Origin of the sequence: Nonomuraea ferruginea (assembly GCF_039540635.1) — a bacterium.
GTDB lineage: Bacteria > Actinomycetota > Actinomycetes > Streptosporangiales > Streptosporangiaceae > Nonomuraea > Nonomuraea ferruginea.
On record NZ_BAABFD010000008.1, the window covers coordinates 224,150 to 245,973 of the forward strand.

Below are 21,824 nucleotides of genomic sequence, written 5' to 3' on the forward strand. Positions count from 1 at the left end.
GGCTGGGGCCGTGGCACAACTGCGTATCGCCCTGGCCCAGACGAACCCGACCGTAGGCGACCTGGCCGGCAACGCCGACAAGCTCGTGGCGTGGACCCGCCGGGCCGCCGACCGCGGCGCGCACCTGGCCGTGTTCACCGAGATGTTCCTCACCGGCTACCCCGTCGAGGACCTCGTGCTGCGCACCTCCTTCGTGGACGCCAGCATCGCCGCGATCGAGGAGGTGGCGCTCCGGCTCGACCGCGAGGGCCTCGGCGACCTGCCGGTGGTGGTCGGCTACGTCGACCGGGCCGGCCTGGCCCCGCGGGTCGGCCAGCCCAAGGGCGCCCCGCTCGACGCCGCCGCCCTGCTCCACCGCGGCCGGGTGGTGGCCCGCACCGCCAAGCACCACCTGCCGAACTACGGGGTGTTCGACGAGTACCGCTACTTCGTCCGCGGCGACCGGCTGCCGATCTTCCGGCTGCACGGGGTCGACGTCGCCGTGGCGGTCTGCGAGGACCTCTGGCAGGACGGCGGCCCGGTCGCCGTGGTCGGCCAGGCGGGAGCGGGCCTGCTCGTGGTGCCGAACGCCTCCCCGTACGAGAAGGAGAAGGACGACATCCGCCTGGAGCTGTGCGCGCGCAGGGCACGCGAGGCCGGCAGCGCGCTCGTCTACGTCAACCAGGTCGGCGGGCAGGACGAGCTGGTCTTCGACGGCGACTCGCTGGTGGTGGACGCCCGCGGCGAGCTGGTCGCGCGGGCCGCCCAGTTCCGTGAGGAACTGCTGGTCTGCGACCTCGACCTGCCGGTCTCGTCCGCCGGGACCGGTTCCTTCCCGTACGACGCCGGCGACGGCACCACCATCACCGTGGACCGGCTGGTGCTGTCGGACGACCCGCTTCCCGCGTACGAACCGGAGCCCCCGAGCGTGGCCGAGCCGCTGGACACGGTCGCCGAGGTCTACGAGGCGCTGGTGCTGTCGGTGCGCGACTACGTGGCCAAGAACGGGTTCGAGTCGGTCATCCTCGGGCTGTCGGGCGGCATCGACTCCGCCCTGACGGCCACCATCGCCGCCGACGCCATCGGCCCGTCGCGGGTGCACGTGGTGCTCATGCCCTCCCGCTACTCCTCCGAGCACTCGCTGTCGGACGCCCAGGACCTGGTACGGCGGCAGGGCCTGCGGGCGCAGGTGGTGCCCATCGCGGAGATCGTGACCTCGTTCGAGAAGGAGATCGAGCTGTCCGGCCTGGCCTCCGAGAACCTCCAGGCCCGGGTGCGCGGCATGATCCTCATGGGCCTGTCGAACCAGCACGGCCACCTGGTGCTCACCACCGGGAACAAGAGCGAGCTGGCCACCGGCTACTCCACGCTCTACGGCGACTCGGCGGGCGGGTTCGCGCCGATCAAGGACGTGCCGAAGCTCATGGTGTGGGAGCTGTCGAGGTGGCGCAACGGCGGTGGCGACCCGTCGTTCCGGCTCCAGGTGGACGAGCCGATCCCGCCGAACTCCATCACCAAGGAGCCCAGCGCCGAACTCCGCCCCGACCAGCGCGACACCGACTCCCTTCCGCCGTACGAGGTCCTGGACAAGCTGCTGGACGACTACGTCGAGAAGGACATGGGCTCCCGGGAGCTCATCGCCGCCGGGCACGATCCGGCGCTGGTCGCCCGCGTCATCCGGCTGGTGGACCTGGCCGAGTACAAGCGCCGCCAGTATCCGCCGGGTCCCAAGATCACCCCGAAGAACTTCGGCCGCGACCGGCGTCTCCCCATCACCAACCGCTGGCGCGAGACCACGTAGGCCTTCTCCCCTACGGAAAGGCCCGCCGCGCGGCGGGCCCTTCTCCTGGTCAGGGGATCAGCCGCAGTGCAAGTTGTTGAGCTCGAGGATCGTCCAGGCGGGGACGGTCGCGCTGACGTCGATGCACTGGCCGGGCGCCGAGACGTACACCGGGCCGGCGTAGTACTTGTAGTTACCCGCGTCGGTGTCCGCCCCGCTGCCGTCACCCCTCGAGATCGTGACGTGCTTCCAGCTGGTGGTGCCGTCGTACTGACCGTAGCCGTAGGTCAGGGCGCAGTTCTTTCCGGTGCTGGAGCTGTAGTACACCTCCAGCGTGCCCGTGCGGGTGCCGTTCTTGGAGACCGCGTAGACGCCGACCCGGGAGTAGCTGCTGCCGCAGGGTCCGGCGGCGCCGGCCGGGGCCGCGCCCGCCACCAGCGTGGTCGTCGCGGCCAGGGCCGTGCCGGCCAGGAGGGTCGCCAGCTTACGTGTGCGCACGAATATCCTTTCGATCTTCCGTCGGGAAGTTGTCAGGATGGCACTGACTCATGGTTGCCGCCCGCGTGTCGCCCCCGATGTGACTGTTCGCACATTTCCTCCCCGGCCGTCAGGCCAGGAGGAGGGTGAGGCCGCCGAGGGTGTAGCAGAGCATGAGGACGAACAGCGGGATCTGGCCCGCCACCGCCTTGGCCGGGGGAAGCAGCCGGACCGAGCGGTCGTGGGCCGCGACCACGCCCGCCACGTGACCGGCGATGATGGCCAGCACCTGCACGGTGGCGATCACCGGGGGCGACACCAGGTCCGGGTTCACCTCCGCGTCCAGCCCCAGTGACAGGATGACCGCGCGCTGGCCCTCGATGACCAGGAGCGAGAAGTAGTGCGCGATCAGGTAGCCGATGGCGATCGGGACCAGGGAGTGGGCGAAGCGCGGGGCCAGGTCGCGGGCGCCGCCGATCCGGCCGGCCAGCCACAGGCAGGCTCCGTACAGGAGGGCGACGGCGGCGATGGCGGCGAGCAGGCCGGCGGTGCCGAGGCCGGCGCGGCCGAGCGGGCCTGACTGGAGGGCGTCCACCCAGGCAGGGGTGGTGGAGAAGCCGTCGTAGCCGGTGCTGCCGAGGAGCACGCACACGGTGGCGACCAGGCCGGGGGCGGGCCGGATGGCGTCGAGGCCGTCGAAGGGGCCGCGCAGCACGAGGGTGCCGTCGGCGCGGCGGCCGATGGGGGCGAGCTGGCCGGCCAGGGTGGAGTACACCTCGAACGGGTCGCCGCGTTCCAGCCATCCGTGCCCGTACACGAGGGTTCCGGTCGTCTGCGCGGCCGCGTACAGGGTGAGGAAGGCGAGGAGGGTGGGCGGGGCGGCGGGTTCGGGGGCGACGAGCTCCATCCAGGTGAAGGCGAGCAGGCCGAGGGCGGCGGGCCAGTAGCCGAGGCGCGGCGGGAGCGGGCGGCGGGGGCGGTCGGGCAGCAGGCGGAACGGGTTGAGCAGCCGCCACACCGGGCCGAACAGCAGCGACGCGGGGATCAGGCCGACCCAGAAGAGCACATAGACGAGGTACGCGCCGGCGTTCCCTGCTTCGGGGCCGAGCAGCAGCCAGCCGACGGTGTAGGCGGCGGCGACCAGGGTGAGGACGCGGAGCGGGCGGGCGGGGAGGCGGAGGTTCAGGGTCACGCCGGCGCGGTCGCCGCGGAAGCGGGAGTCGGCCCAGAGCAGGCCGAGCGCCAGGAAGGACACGACGAGGGCGGCGAGCGCCCCGGCGTAGGCGTAGAAGAGCGGGATCGGCAGGTCGGCGCGGTCGCCGATGCCGTGCGCGAGCAGCGCCTCCCCTCGCCGGGCGACGTCCGGATACCCCGCCGCCCAGGGCGCCGCCCCGTGCGGGAGCGCCGTCATCGGACCGCCACCTGGACGAGGACCAGATGGCTGTTGTGGGTCTCCACCTCGAACACCCCGGTCATGTCCGCCACGAACCGCACCGTGGCCGGTTCGCCGGGTCGCAGGGCCGCTTCGACGTCGTAGCCGTGCACGTGCAGCTCGTCGGGGACGTCGCTGGTGACGGTGATGCTGACGGTCTGGCCGCGGGCCGCCTCCAGCCAGCCGGACGGGGGCCGGACGCGGCCCGCCTCGACGGTGATCTCGGCGTGCGCCTCCCCCGGCACGGGCGCGGCGGTGGCGACCTCGTGACTGTTCCCTGGCCTGTGATGGGTGTCCGAGAGCGGCCCGCATCCCGCCGTCGCGACCACGGCGATCAGGACCGCGCAGACGCCGCGACCCCTCACGCGACGGCCTCCCTGTCGCCGGGGGTCTTCTCCTCCGTACGGGTGCGGCGCGGGGCGAGGTGGACCACGGCCCAGAGGACCCAGACGCCCGTCAGCAAGCCGCGGATCCAGCCCGGTCCGAGCGGGATGAGGGGGATGAGGCCGACCATCCGGTCGTAGGCGTCCGCCACGGTCAGCAGGCCGAGCACGATCGTGAACCAGGCGAACGCCCCCGGCCGCAGCGCCGCGCCCAGGCAGATCGACCACCCGGCCACGAGCAGCAGCGCCACCCCCGTCAGGTACGGGTCGTCCATGGCGGCCGCGACCACGTCCAGCGCCAGCCCGGTCAGCCCCACGACCGACCCGGCCGAGATGAGGCGCAGCCGCCGCTCCCCCGCCTCGCCCACGCCCGGCGGCACCCCGTTCCCCCCTGGGGTGCCGCGGCGCCGTCTGGCCGCGCGGTGCGCCCGTACCCAGAACAGGACCGCGACCAGCCCGAGGACGAGCGAGCCGCCCAGGGCGAGCTGGGTCTCCACCCGGCCGGGTCCGGAGGCGCCGAACCAGTCGCAGCCGGCCGGCAGGCGGGCCTGGGCGGCGTTGAAGTCGGAGCAGAGGAACAGTTTGGCGATCTTGACGGGTTCGGCGAGCAGCCGGTCGGAGCCGCCCGACAGCTCGGGCGCCCGCGCGCCGCAGCGGGGCAGCGCGGCGGGCGTGGTCAGCGCGACGCCTGGCTGCCAGCAGTTGCCGGTGCCCTGACCGTCCCACCACACGTCCCTGCCGTTGGGCCGCCGCTCGCCGGTGGGCGCGACGCCGAGCACGTTGGCCTCGAACCGGTTGTGGTTGGAGGTGTCGGCCTGTTTGGCCAGGTCACCCTCGCCGCGGATGAACGCGGGGACGCCGAAGAGCTGGAAGGCGGCGCCGCGGTTGTTCCACAGGTGGTTGTTCCTGAACACGTTGTGGTTGCCGCCCGCGACGATGACGCCGGTGCCGGGCGGGACGCCCACCTGGGGGCAGACGACGCCCTGCTCGTAGCCGCGTTCGGCGGGCGGGCGGGAGCAGGTGCCGTCGCGGGTGAAGCGGTAGTAGTCGCGGTTGTTGTCGTAGATCTTGTTGTTCTCGAACAGCGCGTGGTTCTGCGGCAGGCCGGGGTGGTCGGGCCAGAGGCTGTCCATCGTGGCGCCGACCATGTTGTCGTAGAACTCGTTGTCGTGCGCCCATACGGAGTCGCCCGCGGTGCCGGAGTAGCCGAGGGCGTTGTCGTGGCTCTTGCAGCGGCGGATCTCGATGGCGTAGCGGGGGACGTCGTGGCCGCGGCCGTCGTTGATGTTCGAGGCGCTGCCGGGGTAGAGGCCGCCGTCGCCGTTGCCGTACGACTCGCAGTCGGTGTAGAGGCCGTGGTCGCTGGCGAAGGTGAGGAAGCCGTACTCGTCGTTCCAGCGGGTGAGGACGCGGTCGATGGCGAATCCGTCGGTTTCGAGCACGTACAGGGAGTTGAAGGTGGTGCGCTGGGCGGTGAGGTTGCGGAAGTAGATCCCGTTCGTGCGGTCGGCCCTGATGGCGTTCAGCTTGCGGTACTCGGCGTCGACAATCACGTCGAGGGGGCCGGCGCCGGTGCCCTCGATCTGCAGGTTCTCCTTGCCGAGGATGGCGACGAGGTTCTGGTTGTGCGGGCACAGGACCTGCTGCTCGTAGGAGAGGATCTGGTAGCCCCAGTCCGACCAGCGGGCGGGGAGCCGGGCGCACTCGCCGGTGGGCGGGGCCTGGCTCGGCTCCTCGCGGTAGAGGCCGGGCAGGATCGCGATCGTCATGCCCGGCTCGTCGACCCGGTCGACCGCCTCCTGGAGGTGCCTGACCCCGTTCTCCTGGCAGTCTGCGAACAGGCGGAGGTTGCGTTCCCTCAGGTCCGCGGGGAAGCCCGCGACGCGCCGCTCGAAGTCGGCCCGGTCGGTCTTGCAGACCAGCAGGTCGGGATCCTCGGTGCGCAGCACGGGGACGCTGCCGGACCCGTCGGGGAACGTGACCGGCCGTTCCTCGTGCGCCAGCGCCGCGCCGGCGGGCGCCAGCAGGGCCAGGGCGAGCGCGGCGAGCACCGTGATCCTGCGTAAGGGACGCATGATCGCGAGAGTAGAGCAAGGCTCACCTTGTGCCTACCCCTAGCGGCGTGAGACGAGCCCTTCCAGGGCGTGGTCGACGACGCGCTCGGCCAGGTCTTCGGGCAGGTCGCCCTCGGGGCCCCACTTGCTGAACCAGATCATGGCGCCCGACAGCAGCGCCATGCCCAGCTCCACGTCCAGGTCGGGGCGGAGCTCACCGTTGGCGACGCCGCGGCCGAGCACCCGCCTCATGGCCACCCGCCTCGGCTCCAGCGCCAGCTTGAAGAACCGCTCGCTGACCCGCTTGGACCGGTCGGTCTCGCCCATCGCGACGTTCATCACACAGCGGGCCCGCCGCTGACCGGCCTCGCGGCGGACGACGTCGAGCAGGGCGATGAGGTCGTCGCGCACCGACTCGCCCGCCAGCGGCGGGAGCGGCTCGCGGAGCGTCGCCAGCGCGTCGACGACCAGATCCTCCTTGTTGGCCCAGCGCCGGTAGATCGTGGTCTTGCCCACGCCCGCGCGGGACGCGATCGCCTCGATCGACAGCTCGGCGACGCCCATGCCCTCGGCGATCAGGTCGAGGGTGGCCTCGATGATCGCCTTCTCGGCCTTCTCGCTGCGCGGGCGGCCCGCCCGGGCCTGGTGCTGGGTGGTCATGTCGATCTCAGACTACCGCTGGTTCCTGCTGCTCCGGCTGGGAGACCGGGCGTGGCTTGCCGGGCATCCACCGGGCCACCACCGCGGCGCCGGCCAGGGCGATCCCCGCCGAGGCCAGGGAGGTGACGTGCATGCTGTGCACGAACGCCTCGTTGGCCAGGCCCAGCAGCGACTCGCCGCGCTCGCCGAGTGAGTGCGCCAGCGCGGCCGTCGCCATGACGGACTCGCCGCCCGCGTGCTGGACGTCCGCGGGCAGGCCCGCCAGGGCGGGCGCGATCTCGCCGCGGTAGGAGGAGGAGAGCACGGAGCCCAGCACGGCCACGCCGAGCGCGCCGGCGACCTGGCGGACGGTGTTGCTCATGGCCGAGCCGACCCCGGCCTTCTCCCGGGGCAGCGCCTCCATGATGGCGGTCGTGGCGGGCGGCATGATGTTGGCCATCGCGACGCCCTGCACGAAGAACACGGCGAGCAGCACGGGGACCGGCGTGTGCAGGTCGAAGAAGGTGTAGCCGAGCAGGATCGCGGTCAGCACCAGGAGGCTGACGGTGGCCGACAGCTTGGCCCCGAACTTCTCGTTCACCCGCTGGCTGAGCGGCGCGAAGATGAGCTGCGCGACCGCGAACGGCAGCATGAGCGCCCCCGCCTGCACGGGGCTGAACCCCAGCGCCACCTGCAGGTAGAAGGTGAGGAAGAACATCCCGCCCATCATCGCGAAGAAGACGATGCCGATCGTGGCGATGGCCGAGGTGAACCGGACGTCGCCGAAGTAGCGCACGTCGAAGGCCGGGTTGTCGATGCGCCGCTCCCACCAGACGAACGCGGCCAGCACCGCGACGCCGGCCAGCACCGGCACGAACACCTCGGGCGAGGTGACGGTGGCCAGCTCGCCGCCCCGGATGATGCCGTAGACGACGGCGACCAGGCCGATGATCGACAGCAGCACGCCCACCGGGTCGAGCCGCGACGGCCTGGGGTCGCGCGACTCGGGCACGACCGGGCCGATCAGCGCCATGCTGATGAGCACGATCGGCACGTTGATCAGGAAGACCGAGCCCCACCAGAAGCGCTCAAGGAGCAGCCCTCCGGTGATCGGGCCGATGGCGACGGCCAGCCCGACGCCGGCCGCCCACACGCCGATCGCCTTCCCGCGCTCCCGTGCCGGGAAGACGTTGGAGATGATGGCCAGCGTGGCCGGCATGATCGCCGCGCCGCCGATGCCCATCGCCGCCCGCGCCAGGATCAGCTGGGTGGGGTCCTGGGCGTAGGCGCTGGCCAGCGACGACAGGCCGAACAGCACCATGCCGACGAACAGCATGCGCTTGCGGCCGGTGCGGTCGCCGATCACGCCGAAGGTGAAGAGCAGGCCGGCGAAGACGAGCGTGTAGGAGTTGATCGCCCACTCCAGCTCGCTCTGGGTCGCGCCCAGCCCGGCCACCGGGTCGGCGATGGTCTTCATCGCCACGTTCAAAATCGTGTTGTCGAGCACGACCGCCAGCAGGCTGAACACCAGCACGCCGAGGATCGCCCACCGGCGCGGATGTCCCGCGTTCTCGTCCATGAGCACACCCAAATTCCGATACGGTCAAGTTTCGCAACGTGACCGTATCGCAGGGCGTTCCGATACGCAACCGTATCGTTTCGTATCAGGTCAGGCGGGGAGCTCCTCCGGCACCTTCGCGGGATCGGCGGCGACCGGGGCGATCTCCCTGCCGCGCCGCCAGAACGGCAGCGCCACCAGCACCATCACCCCGCCTGCCGCACCGGCGACCACGAACGCCCAGGACGCGCCGTACAGGTCGATGACCTTGCCCGCGATCGGCGCGGAGGCCGCGCCGCCGATCAGCAGCGCGGTGCCGTTGAGGCCCATGGCCTCTCCTCTGGCGCCCGCCGGCACCCAGCGGCTGAGCGTCTCGACAGTGGACGACAGCGAGGGCGCGCAGAGCAGGCCCGACGGCAGCAGCGCCAGCACCAGCCACCACCAGCCGCCGGAGACCAGCGCCACCGGCATCGTGAGCAGCCCTATCAGGCCGATGAGCACGAGCGGCGAGAACCCGCGCGACAGCATCCCGTAGAGGAACCCGCCCAGCAGCGAATAGAAGCACCAGATGCCGACGGCCAGGCCGATCCACTGGGTGTGGCCTGAGTCCTTCATGGTGCCGACCACGGCCAGCTCGGTCGCGGTGAGCACGAACGTCGCGGCGGCGGCGGTGCCCAGCAGCGCGACCATGCGCGGGGTGAGCCACGCCCGCCTGGGGATCCTGACCTCCGGCTCCGCCAGCTCGGCCGCCGACCTGGTCGGCGGGTTGAGCAGCAGGAGCCCGATCCCGGCGCCGGCGGTGCCGACCGCGATGGCGGTCATCGTCGGCCCGCTGCCGAGCACGGTGATGCCCGCCACCGCCAGCGCGGGCCCGGTCATGTAGGACACCTCGACGAACATCGAGTCGAACGAGAACGCCGTGCGGCGCTGCTCCAGCGGCACCATGGCGGCCAGGCACTGGCGGACCACCGAGAACACCGGCAGCGCGAGCAGCCCGGCCACCAGCGCGGCGCCCGTCAGCACCGGGAACGGCAGCTTCCAGGCCGACGACCAGAACAGCGCCTGCGCGGCCGTGGTGACGATCAGCACCGGGCGCAGCCCGTAACGGTCGACCAACCTCCCGGCCAGCGGGGAGCCCACGGCCATGCCGAGCGTGATCGCCGCCGTGACGGTCCCGGCCATGACGTAGTCCAGCTTGAGCGTCTCCACCACATGCAGCGTCAGCGCCATGCTCATGGCCGTGGTGGGGACCCGGGCGGCCAGTCCCACCAGCAGCAGCACGCCCACACCCGGCAGCCGGAAAAGACGCCGGTAAGGTTCGATTGCCATCTAGATTGCTTACCTCCAGGCCCATTGTTCCAGCCCCCACCGACACTTCCGCCACGGGTTTTCCTGCCGGGGCCGCGCCTGGCATCATCGGAGGGAGTCCGGGGACGCCACCAGGGCGCCTCGAGACGCTTTCGGAGGTTGACCTGATGTCCTCAACCACCCTGTACGGCGGCGTTTCCGGCCGCCGGGTCACCGTGCGCGACCTCGCCGCGGCCAAGGAGCGCGGGGAGCGGTGGCCGATGATCACCGCCTACGACGCGATGACGGCCCGGGTGTTCGACGCGGCGGGCATTCCCGTCCTGCTCGTAGGTGACTCGGCCGCCATGGTGGTGTACGGCTACGACTCCACCCTGCCGGTCACCGTCGACGACCTGCTGTCGCTGACCGCGGCCGTGGTGCGCGGCTCCTCTCGCGCGCTCGTGGTCGCCGACCTGCCGTTCGGCTCCTACCAGACGTCACCGGGGCAGGCGCTGGAGTCGGCGGCCCGGTTCATGAAGGAGGCCGGCGCGCACGCGGTCAAGCTGGAGGGCGGCCGGCGGGTGGTGCCCCAGGTGGAGGCGCTCGTCTCGGCGGGCGTGCCGGTCATGGCCCACCTCGGCCTGACCCCCCAGTCGGTCAACGCGCTCGGCGGCTACCGCGTCCAGGGGCGTGGGGAGGCGGGCGACGAGCTGATGGCCGACGCCAAGGACCTGGAGCGGGCCGGCGCGTTCTCGGTCGTGCTCGAATGCGTGCCCGCCGACCTGGCCGAACGGGTGACGGCCTCGCTGTCGATCCCCACGATCGGCATCGGCGCGGGCGCCGCCACCGACGCCCAGGTGCTCGTCTGGCAGGACATGATGGGGCTGACCCCCAGCCCGGCCCGATTCGTCAAGCGCTACGCCGACCTGGGCGCCGAGCTCGACAGGGCCGCGCGGGCGTTCGCCGACGAGGTCGTCGGCGGCTCCTTCCCCGGCCCCGAGCACACGTACAGCTGAGCCCGGGTGGGGGTCAGTAGTAGCCCTTCTCGCCGTCGACCAGTTCCCTGATGGTGTCCAGGTGGCCGGCGTGCCTGGCGGTCTCCTCGACCATGTGGATCAGCATCCAGCGCAGGCTCGCCGCGCCCGAGCGGTAGTCGGGGTGTTTGCCCACGTCGTCCAGCGAGTGGGCGGCGACGATCTCGTTCGAGATCCGGCACTGACACTCGTACTCGTCGAGGAGCTTCGCCAGGGGGACGCCGTCGATCCGCATGTCGGCGTCCTCCTCCGACAGCCCCGCGCACTTCCACTGGACGATCGCGCGTTGCATGTCGAGCCAGCCCACAAGCTGGGTGCGTTCATCGGCGACGAAAGGGGGACGTTCCCGGGACATGCTCATGAGGGGCGACGCTATCCCGGCGATCCCGGCATCGCATCCTGTTTCGTCCTGAAATCACCGCGCGACCGTTCCACCCGACGCCCGGCCCCGTGGACGGTCACTCGGCGGCGAGTGTGGCGGGGTCGGTGTTGGAGCCGCAGACCACCACCGCCACCCGCTCGCCGGGCGCGGGGGTGTAGGCGCCCGACAACAGCGCGGCGTACGCGGTCGCGCCGCCGTGCTCGGTGACCAGGCGGTGCCTCTCCCAGAGGGCGCGGCGGGCGGCCACGATGGCGTCCTCGGCGACCAGCACGCTGCGCGCGCCGGACGAGGCGAGGATCTCGTACGCGATGTCGCCCAGCGCGGTGGCGCCCAGCGAGTCGGCCGCCACCCCGCCCACCTCCACGGGCACCGGCCGGCCCGCCTTGAGCGCCTCGTGGAAGGTGGGGATCCGCTCCGGCTCCACCGCCACGATCCTGGGCCGCCCCTGCCGGAAGCCCTGACCCGAAGCGAACGTGGGCGAGGCCTCCGAGCCGGACAGCGGCGGCTCCTGGGAGGAAGGCGGGACAGCGGAGCCGAGGGCGATGCCCGCGGCGAAGCCGCCGCCGCCGACGGCGACCAGGATGGTGTCGACGCCGCCCGTCTGCTCCATCAGCTCCAGCCCGGTGGTGCCCTGCCCGGCGACCACCTCGGCCTGGTCGTAGGCGTGCACCTTCAGCGCGCCCGTCTCGGCGGCGCGCTTGGCGGCCGCCTCGGCCGCCTCGGAGTAGATCGCCCCGACCTGGTTGATCCGGGCGCCGAGCGCCCGCAGCCCGGCCATCTTGACCGGGCTGGTCACCTCCGGCACGAAGATCTCGGCCCGCGCCCCCAGCGCCCGCGCCGCGTACGCGACCGCCAGCCCGTGGTTGCCGCCACTGGCCGCGATCACCCCGCCCGGCGGCAGCTCGCCCGCCGCCAGCATCCGGTTGAACGCCCCGCGCACCTTGAACGACCCGGAGTGCTGCAGCAGCTCCAGCTTGAGCACGAGCCCCGGCGCGACCTCCAGGACCGGCGTGCGCAGCACGTGCGCCCCGATCCGCCCGGCCGCCGCCACCACGTCCTCGTACGTCACCGTCACAGCTCCCCCTCGATCATCCGTTTGAGCTGTGCTATCCGCTCCTCGTCGCGCCGGTAGAACACCCACTGCCTGATCCGCTTGCCGCGGATGAGGCCGGCGCGCTCCAGGATCTTGAGGTGGCCGGTGGCGCTGGGCTGGGTCATGCCGAGCTTGCCGGCGATGGACCGGCCGCACACCCCGTCGGCCACCAGATCGCCGTCGACCTGGGGCGGGAAGTGCGCGACCGGGTCCTTGAGCCAGTGGAGGATCAGCAGGCGCGGCTCGCTGGCCACGGCGCGGAGCTCGGACAGCACTTAGGCATTTTCCTCAATGCCTAAGGACTAAGTCAACGCCTGCTCGAAGTCCGCCCAGAGATCCTCGGGGTGCTCGATGCCGACGGCGACCCGTACCGTGCCCTCACCGATGCCGTGCCTGGCCAGCTCGGCGGCGGTGAGCGAGCGGTGCGAGGTGGTGGCCGGGTGCAGGATGAGCGTCTCGACGCCGCCCAGCGACGGCGCGACCAGCGCCAGCCGTACCGACCGCATGAACCTCTCCCCCGCCGCGCGCCCGCCCGTCAGGTCGAACGAGAAGAGGCCGCCGAAGTCGGGCAGCAGCTTGGCCGCCACCTCGTGCGACGGGTGCGAGGGCAGGCCCGGCCAGTGCACGGCCGCCACCGACGGGTGCTCGGCCAGGCGGGTCGCGAGCAGGCGGGTGTTGGCGCAGTGGCGCTCCATGCGCAGCCCCAGCGTCTGCATCCCGCGCAGGCTCAGCCAGGCGGCGAACGGGTCCGGCGACGGCCCCAGCTCGATCGCGAAGTGCCAGACGTCGCGGTAGAGCGCGTCGTCGGCGAACACCGCCATGCCGCCGACCACGTCCGTGTGCCCGGACAGGTACTTGGTGGTGGAGTGGACGACGACGTCGGCGCCGTGCTCGATCGGGCGGCACAGCAGAGGGGTGGCGAAGGTGTTGTCGACCACGCTGACCAGGCCCAGCTCGCGGGCCGCCGCGCACATCGCGGGCAGGTCGGCGACCTGGCACATCGGGTTGGCGATGGTCTCCAGGTAGACCAGCTTCGTCCGCGGCCCGACGGCGGCGCGGAGCGCGGCGGGGTCGTGCTCGGGCACGTAGCTGACCTCGACGCCGAACCGCGACACCAGCTCGTTGATCATGCCCGCGGTGCCGCCGTACAGGGCCCGCTGGGCGATCAGGTGGTCGCCCGGCTTGAGCAGGCCGAGCAGCACGGTGTTGATGGCGGCCATGCCGGAGCCGGTGGCGATGGCGGCGACGCCGCCCTCCAGACCGGAGACGGCCTCCTCCAGGGCGCGGACGGTGGGGTTGCTGTAGCGGCCGTAGACGTACGGGCCGTCGGGCCTGCCCATGCCGTCGGCCATGACCGCCGGGTCGTCGAAGGTGAACCCGGAGGTCTGGTAGATGGGCACGGTGATCGGGCGGCTGCCCTCGACCACGGGGTGGGGCACGTGGACCGCGCGGGTTTCAGGACGGTATTCGGTCATGTACGTAAGGATGTCCGGAAAAGTCGCACGAGATCAGAGCCAATCCCACAAGATTGGTCTATGAATGGGGCCAATGTCGACCATCTCGTCGATCTGCTGGGCCGCTGGGCGTCCGGGCGCGGGCCGCTCTACCTGCTGCTCGCGGCCCGGCTGAGGGCGCTCGTGGACGACGGCGTGCTGCCGCCCGGAGAGCTGCTGCCGCCGGACCGGGTGCTGGCCAGACGGCTGGCGGTCGGCCGCGGCACCGTGGTGGCCGCGTACGAGCTGCTCCAGCGGGAAGGGCGGGTGATGCGGCGGCAGGGCAGCGGCACCCGCGTCGCCGAACTCGACCTGCCGGCCACCCGCACCGGCGACGGGGTGACGGCGAACCCGCTGCTGCTGCACATCCTGCACCCGCCCGACGGGGTGACGCTGCTGACCTGCGCCGCCCCGGACGAGCCGCCGCCGGAGCTCGCGGAGGCGTACGAGGAAGCGGCCGGGCGGCTCGCGGGCATGCGCGACCTGGGTTACCAGCCCGTCGGCCAGCCGGATCTGAGGGAGGCGGTGGCCGCCTACTACCGGCGGCGCGGCGTGCCCACGAGCGCGGCGGAGATCATCGTGACCAACGGCGCCCAACAGGCGCTCACCCTGCTGACCGGCCTGCTGGTGTCCCCCGGCGACCGGGTCCTGACCGAGTCCCCGACGTACCCCGGCGCCCTGGAGGTCTTCCGCCACGCCGCGGCCGCGATCCGCCCGGTCACCCTCGACCCCCGGGAAACCCTCTCCCCCGGAGAACCACCCGCCCGCCGTTCCGCTCCGGTCGACCTCGTCCGGGCCGTGCGGGAGCGGCCCGCGCTGCTCTACACGGTGCCGACAGCGAGCAATCCCACGGGGTCGGTCATGGACGGGCCGGCACGCCGCCGGCTGGCCGCGCTGGCCGCCGAGCACGACCTGCCGGTGATCGACGACGAGGTCTCCGCGGAGCTCTGCTTCGACGGCGACACGCCGGCCCCGCTCACCGCCTACACCACCGGCGAGCAGGTGGTCACGATCGCGTCGCTGAGCAAGGTCGTCTGGGGCGGCCTGCGGGTCGGCTGGATCAGGGCGCCGGCGCCGCTGGCCGCCCGGCTCGCCCGGCTCCGCGCCGTGCACGACCTCGGCGGCGACGTGGTCGGCCAGCTCGCCGCCGCCGCGCTGCTGCACCGCCTCGACGACATCAGGCGCGACCGCGTACGGGTCCTGCGCGCCCGCCACGACCACCTGTGCGCCGAGCTGCGCGCGCACCTGCCGTCCTGGTCGTTCGAACCGGCACGGGGCGGCCAGACGATCTGGGTCCGGCTGCCGCGCGGCGACGCCGACTCCTTCGCCCAGGTCGCGCTCAGGCACGGGGTGGCGGTGCCGCCCGGCCGCTCCTTCGACCCGCTCGGCGGCCTCGCGGACCGGATGCGGCTGCACTTCCTGTTCCCCGAGGCGGAGCTGTCGGCTGCGGTGCGGGCCCTCGCCGCGGCCTGGCACGCCTACGACCCCACCGAGCGCCTGCCGTCACGGCCGACCCTCGTCGTCTGACACCGGCCGAGAGCGGATCCGCCAGGAGCTGACACCGCGGCGGGCGGGCGCGCGCGTACGGCAAGGTGTGCAGCATGACCTTCGTGCTCGTACACAGCCCCAGCGTGGGCCCGTCCACGTGGGCGCCGGTGGCCCAGGCGCTGGAGCGCCGGGGCCACCAGGCGGTGGTGCCCGATCTGACCGGAGTCACCGGGGGCGGCCCGCCGCACTGGCCGCGGATCGTGGAGGCGGTGCGCGCCGCGACGCCCGCCGGGGGCCCGATCGTGCTGGCGGCCCACAGCAACGCCGGGCTGTTCGTGCCGGTGATCAAGGAAGGGCTGGGCGACCGGGTGGTGGCGTGCGTGTTCGCCGACGCCCACCTGCCGCCCGAGCGCGGGCTGGTCAGGCCGGGGCAGGACGACTTCCTGCCGTTCCTGCGCGAGCTGGCCGGGGATGACGGCGTGCTGCCGCGCTGGACCGACTGGTGGAGCGAGGAGGACGTGGCGCCCATGTTCCCTGCGGACCCGGCCGTGCGCGACCGGGTGGTCGCCGAGCAGCCGCGGCTGCCGCTCGGCTTCTACACCGACCCGGTGCCGGTGCCCGCCGGGTGGGACGCCGTGCGCTGCTCCTTCCTGTGGTTCGGGCCGCCGTACGACACGGTGGCGGAGCAGGCGCGGCGGCGCGGCTGGCCCGTGCTCCGCGTCCCCGGCCACCACCTCCACCCGGTCGTCGACCCGGAGGCGGTGACCGGCGCGCTGCTCAAGCTCTCCCGCAGGTCGTGAATTCCTCACTGCCGCCGCGCGCCCCGGCCGGGAAGAGTCGCAGGCATGACAGCGATCCTGGTGAACGAGCTCGTCAAGCGCTACGGCGCCTTCGAGGCGGTGAAGGGCGTCTCGTTCGAGGTGCCCGCCGGGCAGATCTTCGCCCTGCTCGGCAGGAACGGCGCGGGCAAGACCACGACCGTGGAGGTGCTGGCCGGGTTCCAGCGGCCTGACGGCGGCTCGGTGCGGGTGCTCGGCCTCGACCCGGTGGCCGACCGGGCGGCGGTACGGCAGCGTACCGGCGTCATGTTGCAGGAGGCGGGGTTCTTCCCCGACCTGACCGTGGCGCAGACCGTCGACACCTGGCGCGACTTCACCTCCGCGCCGCGTCCCCGCGAGGAGGCGCTGGAGCTGGCCGGGCTGAAGGAGAAGGCGGCGACCAGGGTGCGCCAGCTTTCCGGCGGGGAGAAACGGCGGCTCGACCTGGCGCTGGCCCTGCTGGGCCGGCCCGACGTGCTGTTCCTCGACGAGCCGACCGCCGGTATGGACCCGCGGGCGCGTGTGGACACCTGGGAGGTGGTGCGCGAGCTGGCCCGGCAGGGCACCACGGTCCTGCTGACCACCCACTACCTGGAGGAGGCGCAGCGGCTGGCCGCCGCCATGGCGATCATGGACGAGGGCGCGGTCGTGGCCGCGGGCGGCATGGCCGAGACGCTGGCCGGGCTGCGCGGCCGGGTGGCGTTCCGGCTGCCCGCCGGCGTGCGGCCCGATGACCTGCCGCTGCCGGTCTCGCTCGACGGCGAGCTGGCCGTGTGCCGCGCCGACGACCCCGATTTGGCCGCCCAGACGCTGCTGACCTGGGCCGCCGGGCGCGGCCTGCGGCTGGCGGGCCTGGAGGTCCGCACCGCCACCCTCGAAGACCTCTTCCTCGACCTGCCCAGGAGCGCACGATGAGTCTCGCCGCGACCTACCGGCTCGGCACCCGCCTGTTCTGGAAGGACCGGGGCATGCTCTTCGGCTCGGTCGTCACGCCCGTGGGCCTGGCCATCGGGCTGCCGGTCCTGATGCGGAACGTCACCAGCGCGGGCGTGGCCGACGTCGCCCATCTCTTCCACGGCATGATCGCGATCGTCCTGGCGACCACCACGTTCATGACCATGGTCGTCGCCCTCACCATGCGCCGCGACCAGCTCGTGCTCAAGCGGCTGCGTACGACCGAGCTGACCGACGGGCAGATCCTGGGCGGGCAGATCGCCAGCGTCGTGACCCAGACCGTGGTCATCGTCGCGCTGTCGGCGGTGGCTGTGCGGGTCCTGGCGGGCGTGCCGCTGCCGGGCGACCCGCTGCTGTTCGCCGCGGCCGTCGTGGCGGGTTCGGCGGTGATGGCGCTGCTGGCCGCCGCGTACACGGCCGCGATCCCGCGGGCCGAGCTGTCGGCCGCGTTCGCCATGCCGGTGTTCCTGCTGGCCGGGGTGGGCGCGGGGGCGATGGGGCCGATCCCGCTGCCGTCCCTCGTCCAGACGGCGCTCGACCTGCTGCCGACCGCCGCCGTGGTCGCCGCGGTGCGCCACGGCGAGGTGCTGGCGCCCGCGCTGAACCTGGCCGCGTGGACCGTGATCGGGGTCGTGAGCCTGAGGCTCTGGTTCCGGTGGGAGCCGAGGCGCTCATAATCTGACGTCGTGACCTCCACCTCCGCCCGGCGCATGGCGAGCGGCCTGCTGACCGGCGTCGCCATCGCCTACACGCTGCTCGGGCTGCTCTACTACCAGTTCGGCGCGCTGCTGGGGCTCATGGCGACGGCGATGATGCTGACGGTCGTGGCCCTGCACTACGTGAACATGCGGGCGGGGCTGCGCGGCGGGCGGCCTGCCCTGTTCCCGCTCACGCTGGTGCTGCAGACGCTGGTCACCTACGTGCCCGACTTCCTGCTGCCGTCCGGCTACTCGTCGGTGGCGGCGCCGATGCTGGCGGGAAGCGTGCTGGTGCTCCTGCCGCTGCGCTGGGGCGGGCCGCTCGTCGCGGTGATGACGCTGTACGGGGCGAACGCGACCTGGGGCGGCCTGCCCTTCGCCATCGTGTCCTTCTTCTTCACCCTCGCCGTGCCCATCACCGGGGCCATGATCTACACGCTGGTGCGGCTGGCCAGGCTCGCCGCCGACCTGGAGGAGGCCAGGGCGGAGCTGGCCGAGGCGGCGGTTCTGAAGGAGCGGCTGCGCATCTCCCGCGACCTGCACGACGGGCTGGGCCGCAGCCTCACCGCCATCGCGCTCAAGGGCGACCTGGCGTCCCGGCTGCTCGACCGTGACCCCGCGTCGGCGCGGGGCGAGGTGACGGAGCTGGTCCAGGTGGCCAGGGAGGCGGCGCAGGACGTGCGGCAGGTGGCGCGCGGCTACCGCGAGCTGTCGCTGGCGGGCGAGACGGACCGGGCGGTGGCGCTGCTGGAGTCCTCAGGCGTGCGCTGCCAGGCCCACCTGGCGGACGTGACGCCGCCGAAGCGGTCGGACGAGGCGCTGGCCTGGGCCGTGCGGGAGGCGGTCACCAACATCCTGCGCCACAGCCACGCCACCACCTGCACGATCACCACGTCGGCCCGTGACGGGAGGGTGCGCCTGGAGGTGGCAGACGACGGCGTCCCGGACGCTCCGGTCGTCCTCGGGGGCGGGCTGACCGGGCTGGCCGAGCGGGCCGCCCAGGCGGGCGGCACCCTCACCGCGGCGCGCGGCGAGACGGGCGGCTTCCTGCTGGCGATGGAGGTCCCGGCATGACGGCCATCAGGGTGATGCTGGCCGAGGACATGCACATGATCCGGGCCGCGCTCACCGCGCTGCTGCGCCTGGAGTCCGACATCGACGTGGTCGCCGAGGTGACGCGCGGCGACGAGATCGTGCCCGCCGCCCTGGAACACCGCCCCGACGTGGCGATCGTGGACATCGACCTGCCGGTCGTCGACGGCATCACCGCCGCCGCCGAGCTGCGCGCGCGGCTCCCCGAGTGCCGGATCCTCGTGCTGACCGCGCTCGGGCAGCCAGGCCAGGTGCGCCGCGCGCTGGCGGCCGGGATCGGGGCGTTCCTGGTCAAGGACGCGCCCGGCCACCGGCTCGCCGACGCCATCCGGCGCACCGCGGCGGGGCTACGGGTGCTCGATCCCGAGCTGGTGTCGGCGGCGATGGAGTACGGCGAGAGCCCGCTGACGCCGCGCGAGTCGACCGTGCTCAGGGAGGCCGCCCGGGGCGCCTCGGCGGAGGAGATCGCCTCCCGCCTGCACCTGTCGCCCGGCACGGTGCGCAACTACCTGACGGGCGCGATCACCAAGACGGGCGCCCGCAACAAGATCGACGCCATTCGCATCGCGGAAGACGCCGGCTGGCTCTGATCGCGATCCTCTACCACTTGCTGGATCTCACGATGAGGTGCTGCGAACCGTTGACGTTGTTGCCGCTGCCGGCATGGGTGTTGTTGGATTTGTAGGAACGGATCACGTTGGTGAAGTTTCCGCTGTTGACGGACTTTCCCCTGTTCCAGTAGTTCCCCCTGTTTCGGGAATTGCCCCTGTCCAGCGGATGGGTCGCCTCCGCCACGCTGGACGTCGCGGGATTCTGCCGGATCGCCGACTCGGCGGGAGAGGCGGGCGTCCCCGCCGCGAGCAACGCCAGCCCGATACCGGCGATGGCAAGACCAGTCATATGCATTCACACTCCAATGTTTCCCGCTCTTACCGCCGCCGGGTCACCGCACGAGAGACTGGGATCCGTTGGCCGTGTTCCCGCTGTTGGTCGCGTTGTTGCTCGCTGTGGAGCCGTTCACGTTCGAGAAGTTGCCGCTGTTGATGGGGTCCCCCTCGCTGTAATAATTCCCACTGTTGGTGGAGTTACCGCTGTTTTCTGCGCCGTTGACGCATTTCGTGGGAGAATTAGAGGAAGGCGAGTTGTAGTTGACCAGCCGGTTGCCGCAGAAGACGCCGGGGACCATGTGCAACACCGTGCCCAGGTCGGCGCCCAGCAGGCGCGACAGCTCAGAAGGCGCCTGGGGTTCCGGGTCGGCCGCCGACATACCGGATCCGGCCGTCATCATGCCGGAAGCGGTCATTGTCACGACCATGGCGAGCCGAATCAGATTTCTCTGCAGAGATCCCACTACAGCCTCCGAATACCAGTTGCAGGTCGTTTCACGATCGCCGAGCATATAGTCCGCCGCAAAGCGCGCACAACGTTGCCGGCGCCGTGTCGCATTTCTGTGAACGCCGGCCGAATGAAATAGGCCGAGGATTCAGGAAATTGGCCGCGTCTCATGCGGAACCGGCTTCGAAAGGACCCGTCCAGCCGGGTCAGAGGCCGCGCAGGCGGAGGTAGGCGGCGAGTTCGGCCGTGCCGTCGAGCATCGCCCGGCCGCGCCGCCGGAGGCGGGAGCGCCAGGTGCTCAGCGCTTCCTCCAGCGGGCCGATCCCGCCGGCTTCCCGGACGTTCGCGATCGCCCCGGCGATCTGACGCAGCGGGTAGCCGCCGCGCCGGAGCTGGCGGGCCAGGTGCGCGTCGCGTACCGCGGCGGGCGGGTAGCGGCGGTAGCCGGTCACCGGGTCGCGTTCGGCGTGGAGGATCCCGGCCTTCTCCCACTTGCGGAGCGTGGCCGGGTGGATGCCGAGCCGGCGGGCGAGGGCGCCGACGGACGGCGCCCCGCGTACCGGCTCGTCGCCCGCCGGAGCGAGCTCGGTGAGGGCGGCGGTCACCTCGTCCAGCGTGGCCCGGTCGCGCAGGATCTCGGCATGGCCCTGGTCGAGGAGGCGGAAGACGGCCTCCTCGTCGCCCGCGTTGGCGGCCCGCAGGATCGCGGCCGCGCCCTGGTGCCCGAACCCCGGCCGGAGCGCCAGAAAGGCTCGCAGAGCCTGGGCGTGGACCGGCGTGTAGCGGCGGTACCCCTGGTCACCGCGCGGGGCCGGGGGCAGGATCCCGTCATCCTCGTAGTTGCGCACGGCCTGCGCGGACAGCCCGTGCTCCCGGGCAAGGTCACTGGGCCGAAGCCGGTCAGCGCGCGTCACCTGCACCTTCAGGAGGCTCCTGTTCCGGGGCCGGTCGGCGCGCGTCACCTGTGCCTCCGCTTCGTGAGCTCCTGGACGGCCGCTTGGTCCGGCGCTGCCGGATCTGTCCACGTCCGCGACGACGTGCGCGTCCCCTCAGGGCGGATGCCGGTTGCCTCGGCTCACGGTCGCGAGCCGAGGCGCGGTCGGATGGAGGAGGCCGTCAGATGTCGGTGACGCGGATGCCTGCGTGGGCCTTGTAGCGGCGGTTGACCGAGATGATGTTCGCGGTCAGCGCCTCCACCTGGAAGGCGTTGCGCAGCCGCCCGCCGTAGACGCCGCGCACGCCGGGGATCAGGTCGGCCAGCGCCTGCACGGTGTCGGTCGCCTCCCGGTCGTCGCCCAGCACCAGCACGTCGAGGTCCACCTTCTCCACCGCCGGGTCCATCAGCACGACGGCCGACACATGGTGGAACGCCGCCACCACCCGGCTCTCGGGAAGCACCGCCGCCGCCTGCTGGGCCGCGCTGCCCTCCTCGACGGGCAGCGCGTAGGCGCCCTGCTTGTCGAAGCCCAGCGGGTTCACGCAGTCGACCACGATCTTCCCGGCGAGCTGCGTGGCCAGCGACTCCAGCAGCGCCTTGTGCCCGTCGTACGGCACCGCCACGATCACGAGGTCGCACTCGGCGGCCACCACGGCGTTCTCCGCCCCGGTGGCCCCGGCCCCGATGGACTCGGCCGCCTCCCGCGCCCGCTCGGCGCGTCGCGACCCGATCACCACCTTGAGCCCGGCCAGCGCGAACCGCCGCGCCAGCCCCTTCCCCTGGTCACCGGTGCCGCCCAGAATGCCGATGCTCAGCCCGCTCACGTCAGTCATACGACGCATCATGCCAGCACGCCATCAGCGCCCACACACGCCCCCGGCGCGGCGGACGCCACCAGCTGTCAAGGACTG

General features: G+C 72.4%; 23 protein-coding genes. 8 read left to right on the plus strand and 15 right to left on the minus strand.

The features are described from left to right. Positions 1 to 10 precede the first annotated feature (10 nt). Entirely contained in the window at positions 11 to 1,780 is a 1,770-nt protein-coding gene (locus ABD999_RS17505) for an NAD+ synthase (protein WP_271278761.1), read from the plus strand. 57 nt (positions 1,781 to 1,837) lie between these two features. On the opposite strand, the gene ABD999_RS17510 is transcribed toward ABD999_RS17505, so the two are convergent. The 7 genes from ABD999_RS17510 to ABD999_RS17540 form a co-directional block, all read right to left on the minus strand. Next, positions 1,838 to 2,257 carry a hypothetical protein gene (locus ABD999_RS17510; RefSeq protein ID WP_271278760.1) on the minus strand — a complete coding sequence of 140 codons (420 nt, stop codon included), beginning with the start codon at positions 2,255 to 2,257 and terminating at the stop codon, positions 1,838 to 1,840. Positions 2,258 to 2,366: 109 nt separating this feature from the next. Continuing rightward, the gene (locus tag ABD999_RS17515; protein ID WP_271278759.1) at positions 2,367 to 3,647 is read right to left on the minus strand and encodes a hypothetical protein; all 1,281 of its coding nucleotides are present in this window, start codon (positions 3,645 to 3,647) and stop codon (positions 2,367 to 2,369) included. Further along, complete coding sequence (locus tag ABD999_RS17520; protein ID WP_219544720.1) at positions 3,644 to 4,033, minus strand: cupredoxin domain-containing protein; 390 nt, start codon at positions 4,031 to 4,033, stop codon at positions 3,644 to 3,646. The genes ABD999_RS17515 and ABD999_RS17520 overlap by 4 nt, the downstream gene beginning before the upstream one ends. Beyond that, positions 4,030 to 6,126, minus strand: coding sequence for a right-handed parallel beta-helix repeat-containing protein (locus ABD999_RS17525; protein ID WP_271278758.1), 2,097 nt, complete (start codon positions 6,124 to 6,126; stop codon positions 4,030 to 4,032). Before ABD999_RS17525 ends, ABD999_RS17520 begins: the two co-directional genes overlap by 4 nt. A 39-nt stretch (positions 6,127 to 6,165) precedes the next feature. After that, positions 6,166 to 6,765 (minus strand): TetR/AcrR family transcriptional regulator, encoded by a 600-nt coding sequence (locus ABD999_RS17530; RefSeq protein ID WP_148032871.1) that lies wholly within the window; start codon positions 6,763 to 6,765, stop codon positions 6,166 to 6,168. Between the two features lie 7 nt (positions 6,766 to 6,772). Further along, the gene (locus ABD999_RS17535; protein ID WP_271278757.1) at positions 6,773 to 8,323 is read right to left on the minus strand and encodes an MFS transporter; all 1,551 of its coding nucleotides are present in this window, start codon (positions 8,321 to 8,323) and stop codon (positions 6,773 to 6,775) included. Between the two features lie 90 nt (positions 8,324 to 8,413). Next, on the minus strand, positions 8,414 to 9,631 hold the full coding sequence (locus ABD999_RS17540; protein WP_271278756.1) for an MFS transporter: 1,218 nt from the start codon (positions 9,629 to 9,631) through the stop codon (positions 8,414 to 8,416). A 146-nt stretch (positions 9,632 to 9,777) separates the two neighbouring features. On the opposite strand from ABD999_RS17540, the gene panB reads away from it, so the two are divergent. Continuing rightward, a complete protein-coding gene (gene panB / locus ABD999_RS17545) occupies positions 9,778 to 10,605 on the plus strand; it encodes a 3-methyl-2-oxobutanoate hydroxymethyltransferase (RefSeq protein ID WP_148032873.1) in 828 nt (275 codons plus the stop codon). Positions 10,606 to 10,618: 13 nt separating this feature from the next. Here panB and ABD999_RS17550 read toward each other — a convergent pair whose 3' ends face one another. From ABD999_RS17550 to ABD999_RS17565, 4 genes are all read right to left on the minus strand, one after another. Beyond that, positions 10,619 to 10,984, minus strand: a complete 366-nt coding sequence (locus ABD999_RS17550) for a mycothiol transferase (protein ID WP_271278755.1) — start codon at positions 10,982 to 10,984, stop codon at positions 10,619 to 10,621. Between the two features lie 97 nt (positions 10,985 to 11,081). After that, positions 11,082 to 12,080: a threonine/serine dehydratase gene (locus ABD999_RS17555; protein ID WP_271278754.1), complete on the minus strand. Its 999-nt coding sequence runs from the start codon at positions 12,078 to 12,080 to the stop codon at positions 11,082 to 11,084. After that, positions 12,077 to 12,373, minus strand: coding sequence for an ArsR/SmtB family transcription factor (locus ABD999_RS17560; RefSeq protein WP_271278753.1), 297 nt, complete (start codon positions 12,371 to 12,373; stop codon positions 12,077 to 12,079). Before ABD999_RS17560 ends, ABD999_RS17555 begins: the two co-directional genes overlap by 4 nt. A 27-nt stretch (positions 12,374 to 12,400) precedes the next feature. Then, positions 12,401 to 13,573: a trans-sulfuration enzyme family protein gene (locus ABD999_RS17565; protein ID WP_148032876.1), complete on the minus strand. Its 1,173-nt coding sequence runs from the start codon at positions 13,571 to 13,573 to the stop codon at positions 12,401 to 12,403. A gap of 60 nt (positions 13,574 to 13,633) precedes the next feature. Between ABD999_RS17565 and ABD999_RS17570 the strand changes: the two genes are divergently transcribed. The 6 genes from ABD999_RS17570 to ABD999_RS17595 all read left to right on the plus strand — a co-directional run bounded on the left by ABD999_RS17570 (position 13,634) and on the right by ABD999_RS17595 (position 19,231). Continuing rightward, positions 13,634 to 15,118 (plus strand): aminotransferase-like domain-containing protein, encoded by a 1,485-nt coding sequence (locus ABD999_RS17570; RefSeq protein ID WP_345482797.1) that lies wholly within the window; start codon positions 13,634 to 13,636, stop codon positions 15,116 to 15,118. A 74-nt stretch (positions 15,119 to 15,192) separates the two neighbouring features. Next, a complete protein-coding gene (locus tag ABD999_RS17575; protein WP_271276327.1) occupies positions 15,193 to 15,879 on the plus strand; it encodes an alpha/beta hydrolase in 687 nt (228 codons plus the stop codon). Between the two features lie 45 nt (positions 15,880 to 15,924). Continuing rightward, entirely contained in the window at positions 15,925 to 16,812 is an 888-nt protein-coding gene (locus ABD999_RS17580; RefSeq protein WP_271276328.1) for an ABC transporter ATP-binding protein, read from the plus strand. After that, complete coding sequence (locus ABD999_RS17585) at positions 16,809 to 17,528, plus strand: ABC transporter permease (RefSeq protein WP_271276329.1); 720 nt, start codon at positions 16,809 to 16,811, stop codon at positions 17,526 to 17,528. The genes ABD999_RS17580 and ABD999_RS17585 overlap by 4 nt, the downstream gene beginning before the upstream one ends. Positions 17,529 to 17,537: 9 nt before the next feature. Continuing rightward, positions 17,538 to 18,623 (plus strand): sensor histidine kinase, encoded by a 1,086-nt coding sequence (locus ABD999_RS17590; RefSeq protein ID WP_271276330.1) that lies wholly within the window; start codon positions 17,538 to 17,540, stop codon positions 18,621 to 18,623. Continuing rightward, on the plus strand, positions 18,620 to 19,231 hold the full coding sequence (locus ABD999_RS17595; RefSeq protein ID WP_271276331.1) for a response regulator transcription factor: 612 nt from the start codon (positions 18,620 to 18,622) through the stop codon (positions 19,229 to 19,231). The genes ABD999_RS17590 and ABD999_RS17595 overlap by 4 nt, the downstream gene beginning before the upstream one ends. 10 nt (positions 19,232 to 19,241) lie before the next feature. On the opposite strand, the gene ABD999_RS17600 is transcribed toward ABD999_RS17595, so the two are convergent. The 4 genes from ABD999_RS17600 to npdG all read right to left on the minus strand — a co-directional run bounded on the left by ABD999_RS17600 (position 19,242) and on the right by npdG (position 21,746). Further along, positions 19,242 to 19,541, minus strand: coding sequence for a hypothetical protein (locus tag ABD999_RS17600; RefSeq protein WP_271276332.1), 300 nt, complete (start codon positions 19,539 to 19,541; stop codon positions 19,242 to 19,244). Positions 19,542 to 19,584: 43 nt separating this feature from the next. Continuing rightward, a complete protein-coding gene (locus ABD999_RS17605) occupies positions 19,585 to 19,944 on the minus strand; it encodes a hypothetical protein (RefSeq protein ID WP_271276333.1) in 360 nt (119 codons plus the stop codon). 238 nt (positions 19,945 to 20,182) lie between these two features. Next, complete coding sequence (locus tag ABD999_RS17610) at positions 20,183 to 20,890, minus strand: MerR family transcriptional regulator (protein WP_271276334.1); 708 nt, start codon at positions 20,888 to 20,890, stop codon at positions 20,183 to 20,185. 202 nt (positions 20,891 to 21,092) lie between these two features. After that, the gene (gene npdG / locus ABD999_RS17615) at positions 21,093 to 21,746 is read right to left on the minus strand and encodes an NADPH-dependent F420 reductase (RefSeq protein ID WP_148032885.1); all 654 of its coding nucleotides are present in this window, start codon (positions 21,744 to 21,746) and stop codon (positions 21,093 to 21,095) included. Between the last annotated feature and the right edge of the window lie 78 nt (positions 21,747 to 21,824).

Excerpts from the sequence above, each read along its gene's own strand:
- ABD999_RS17575 (WP_271276327.1), top strand. The coding sequence starts at position 15,193 with ATGACCTTCGTGCTCGTACACAGCCCCAGCGTGGGCCCGTCCACGTGG.
- ABD999_RS17535 (WP_271278757.1), bottom strand. The coding sequence starts at position 8,323 with ATGGACGAGAACGCGGGACATCCGCGCCGGTGGGCGATCCTCGGCGTG.
- ABD999_RS17605 (WP_271276333.1), bottom strand. The coding sequence starts at position 19,944 with ATGACCGCTTCCGGCATGATGACGGCCGGATCCGGTATGTCGGCGGCC.
- ABD999_RS17570 (WP_345482797.1), top strand. The coding sequence starts at position 13,634 with ATGAATGGGGCCAATGTCGACCATCTCGTCGATCTGCTGGGCCGCTGG.
- ABD999_RS17595 (WP_271276331.1), top strand. The coding sequence starts at position 18,620 with ATGACGGCCATCAGGGTGATGCTGGCCGAGGACATGCACATGATCCGG.
- ABD999_RS17580 (WP_271276328.1), top strand. The coding sequence starts at position 15,925 with ATGACAGCGATCCTGGTGAACGAGCTCGTCAAGCGCTACGGCGCCTTC.
- ABD999_RS17585 (WP_271276329.1), top strand. The coding sequence starts at position 16,809 with ATGAGTCTCGCCGCGACCTACCGGCTCGGCACCCGCCTGTTCTGGAAG.
- panB (WP_148032873.1), top strand. The coding sequence starts at position 9,778 with ATGTCCTCAACCACCCTGTACGGCGGCGTTTCCGGCCGCCGGGTCACC.
- ABD999_RS17600 (WP_271276332.1), bottom strand. The coding sequence starts at position 19,541 with ATGACTGGTCTTGCCATCGCCGGTATCGGGCTGGCGTTGCTCGCGGCG.
- npdG (WP_148032885.1), bottom strand. The coding sequence starts at position 21,746 with ATGACTGACGTGAGCGGGCTGAGCATCGGCATTCTGGGCGGCACCGGT.
- ABD999_RS17540 (WP_271278756.1), bottom strand. The coding sequence starts at position 9,631 with ATGGCAATCGAACCTTACCGGCGTCTTTTCCGGCTGCCGGGTGTGGGC.
- ABD999_RS17565 (WP_148032876.1), bottom strand. The coding sequence starts at position 13,573 with ATGACCGAATACCGTCCTGAAACCCGCGCGGTCCACGTGCCCCACCCC.
- ABD999_RS17525 (WP_271278758.1), bottom strand. The coding sequence starts at position 6,126 with ATGCGTCCCTTACGCAGGATCACGGTGCTCGCCGCGCTCGCCCTGGCC.
- ABD999_RS17530 (WP_148032871.1), bottom strand. The coding sequence starts at position 6,765 with ATGACCACCCAGCACCAGGCCCGGGCGGGCCGCCCGCGCAGCGAGAAG.
- ABD999_RS17515 (WP_271278759.1), bottom strand. The coding sequence starts at position 3,647 with ATGACGGCGCTCCCGCACGGGGCGGCGCCCTGGGCGGCGGGGTATCCG.
- ABD999_RS17550 (WP_271278755.1), bottom strand. The coding sequence starts at position 10,984 with ATGAGCATGTCCCGGGAACGTCCCCCTTTCGTCGCCGATGAACGCACC.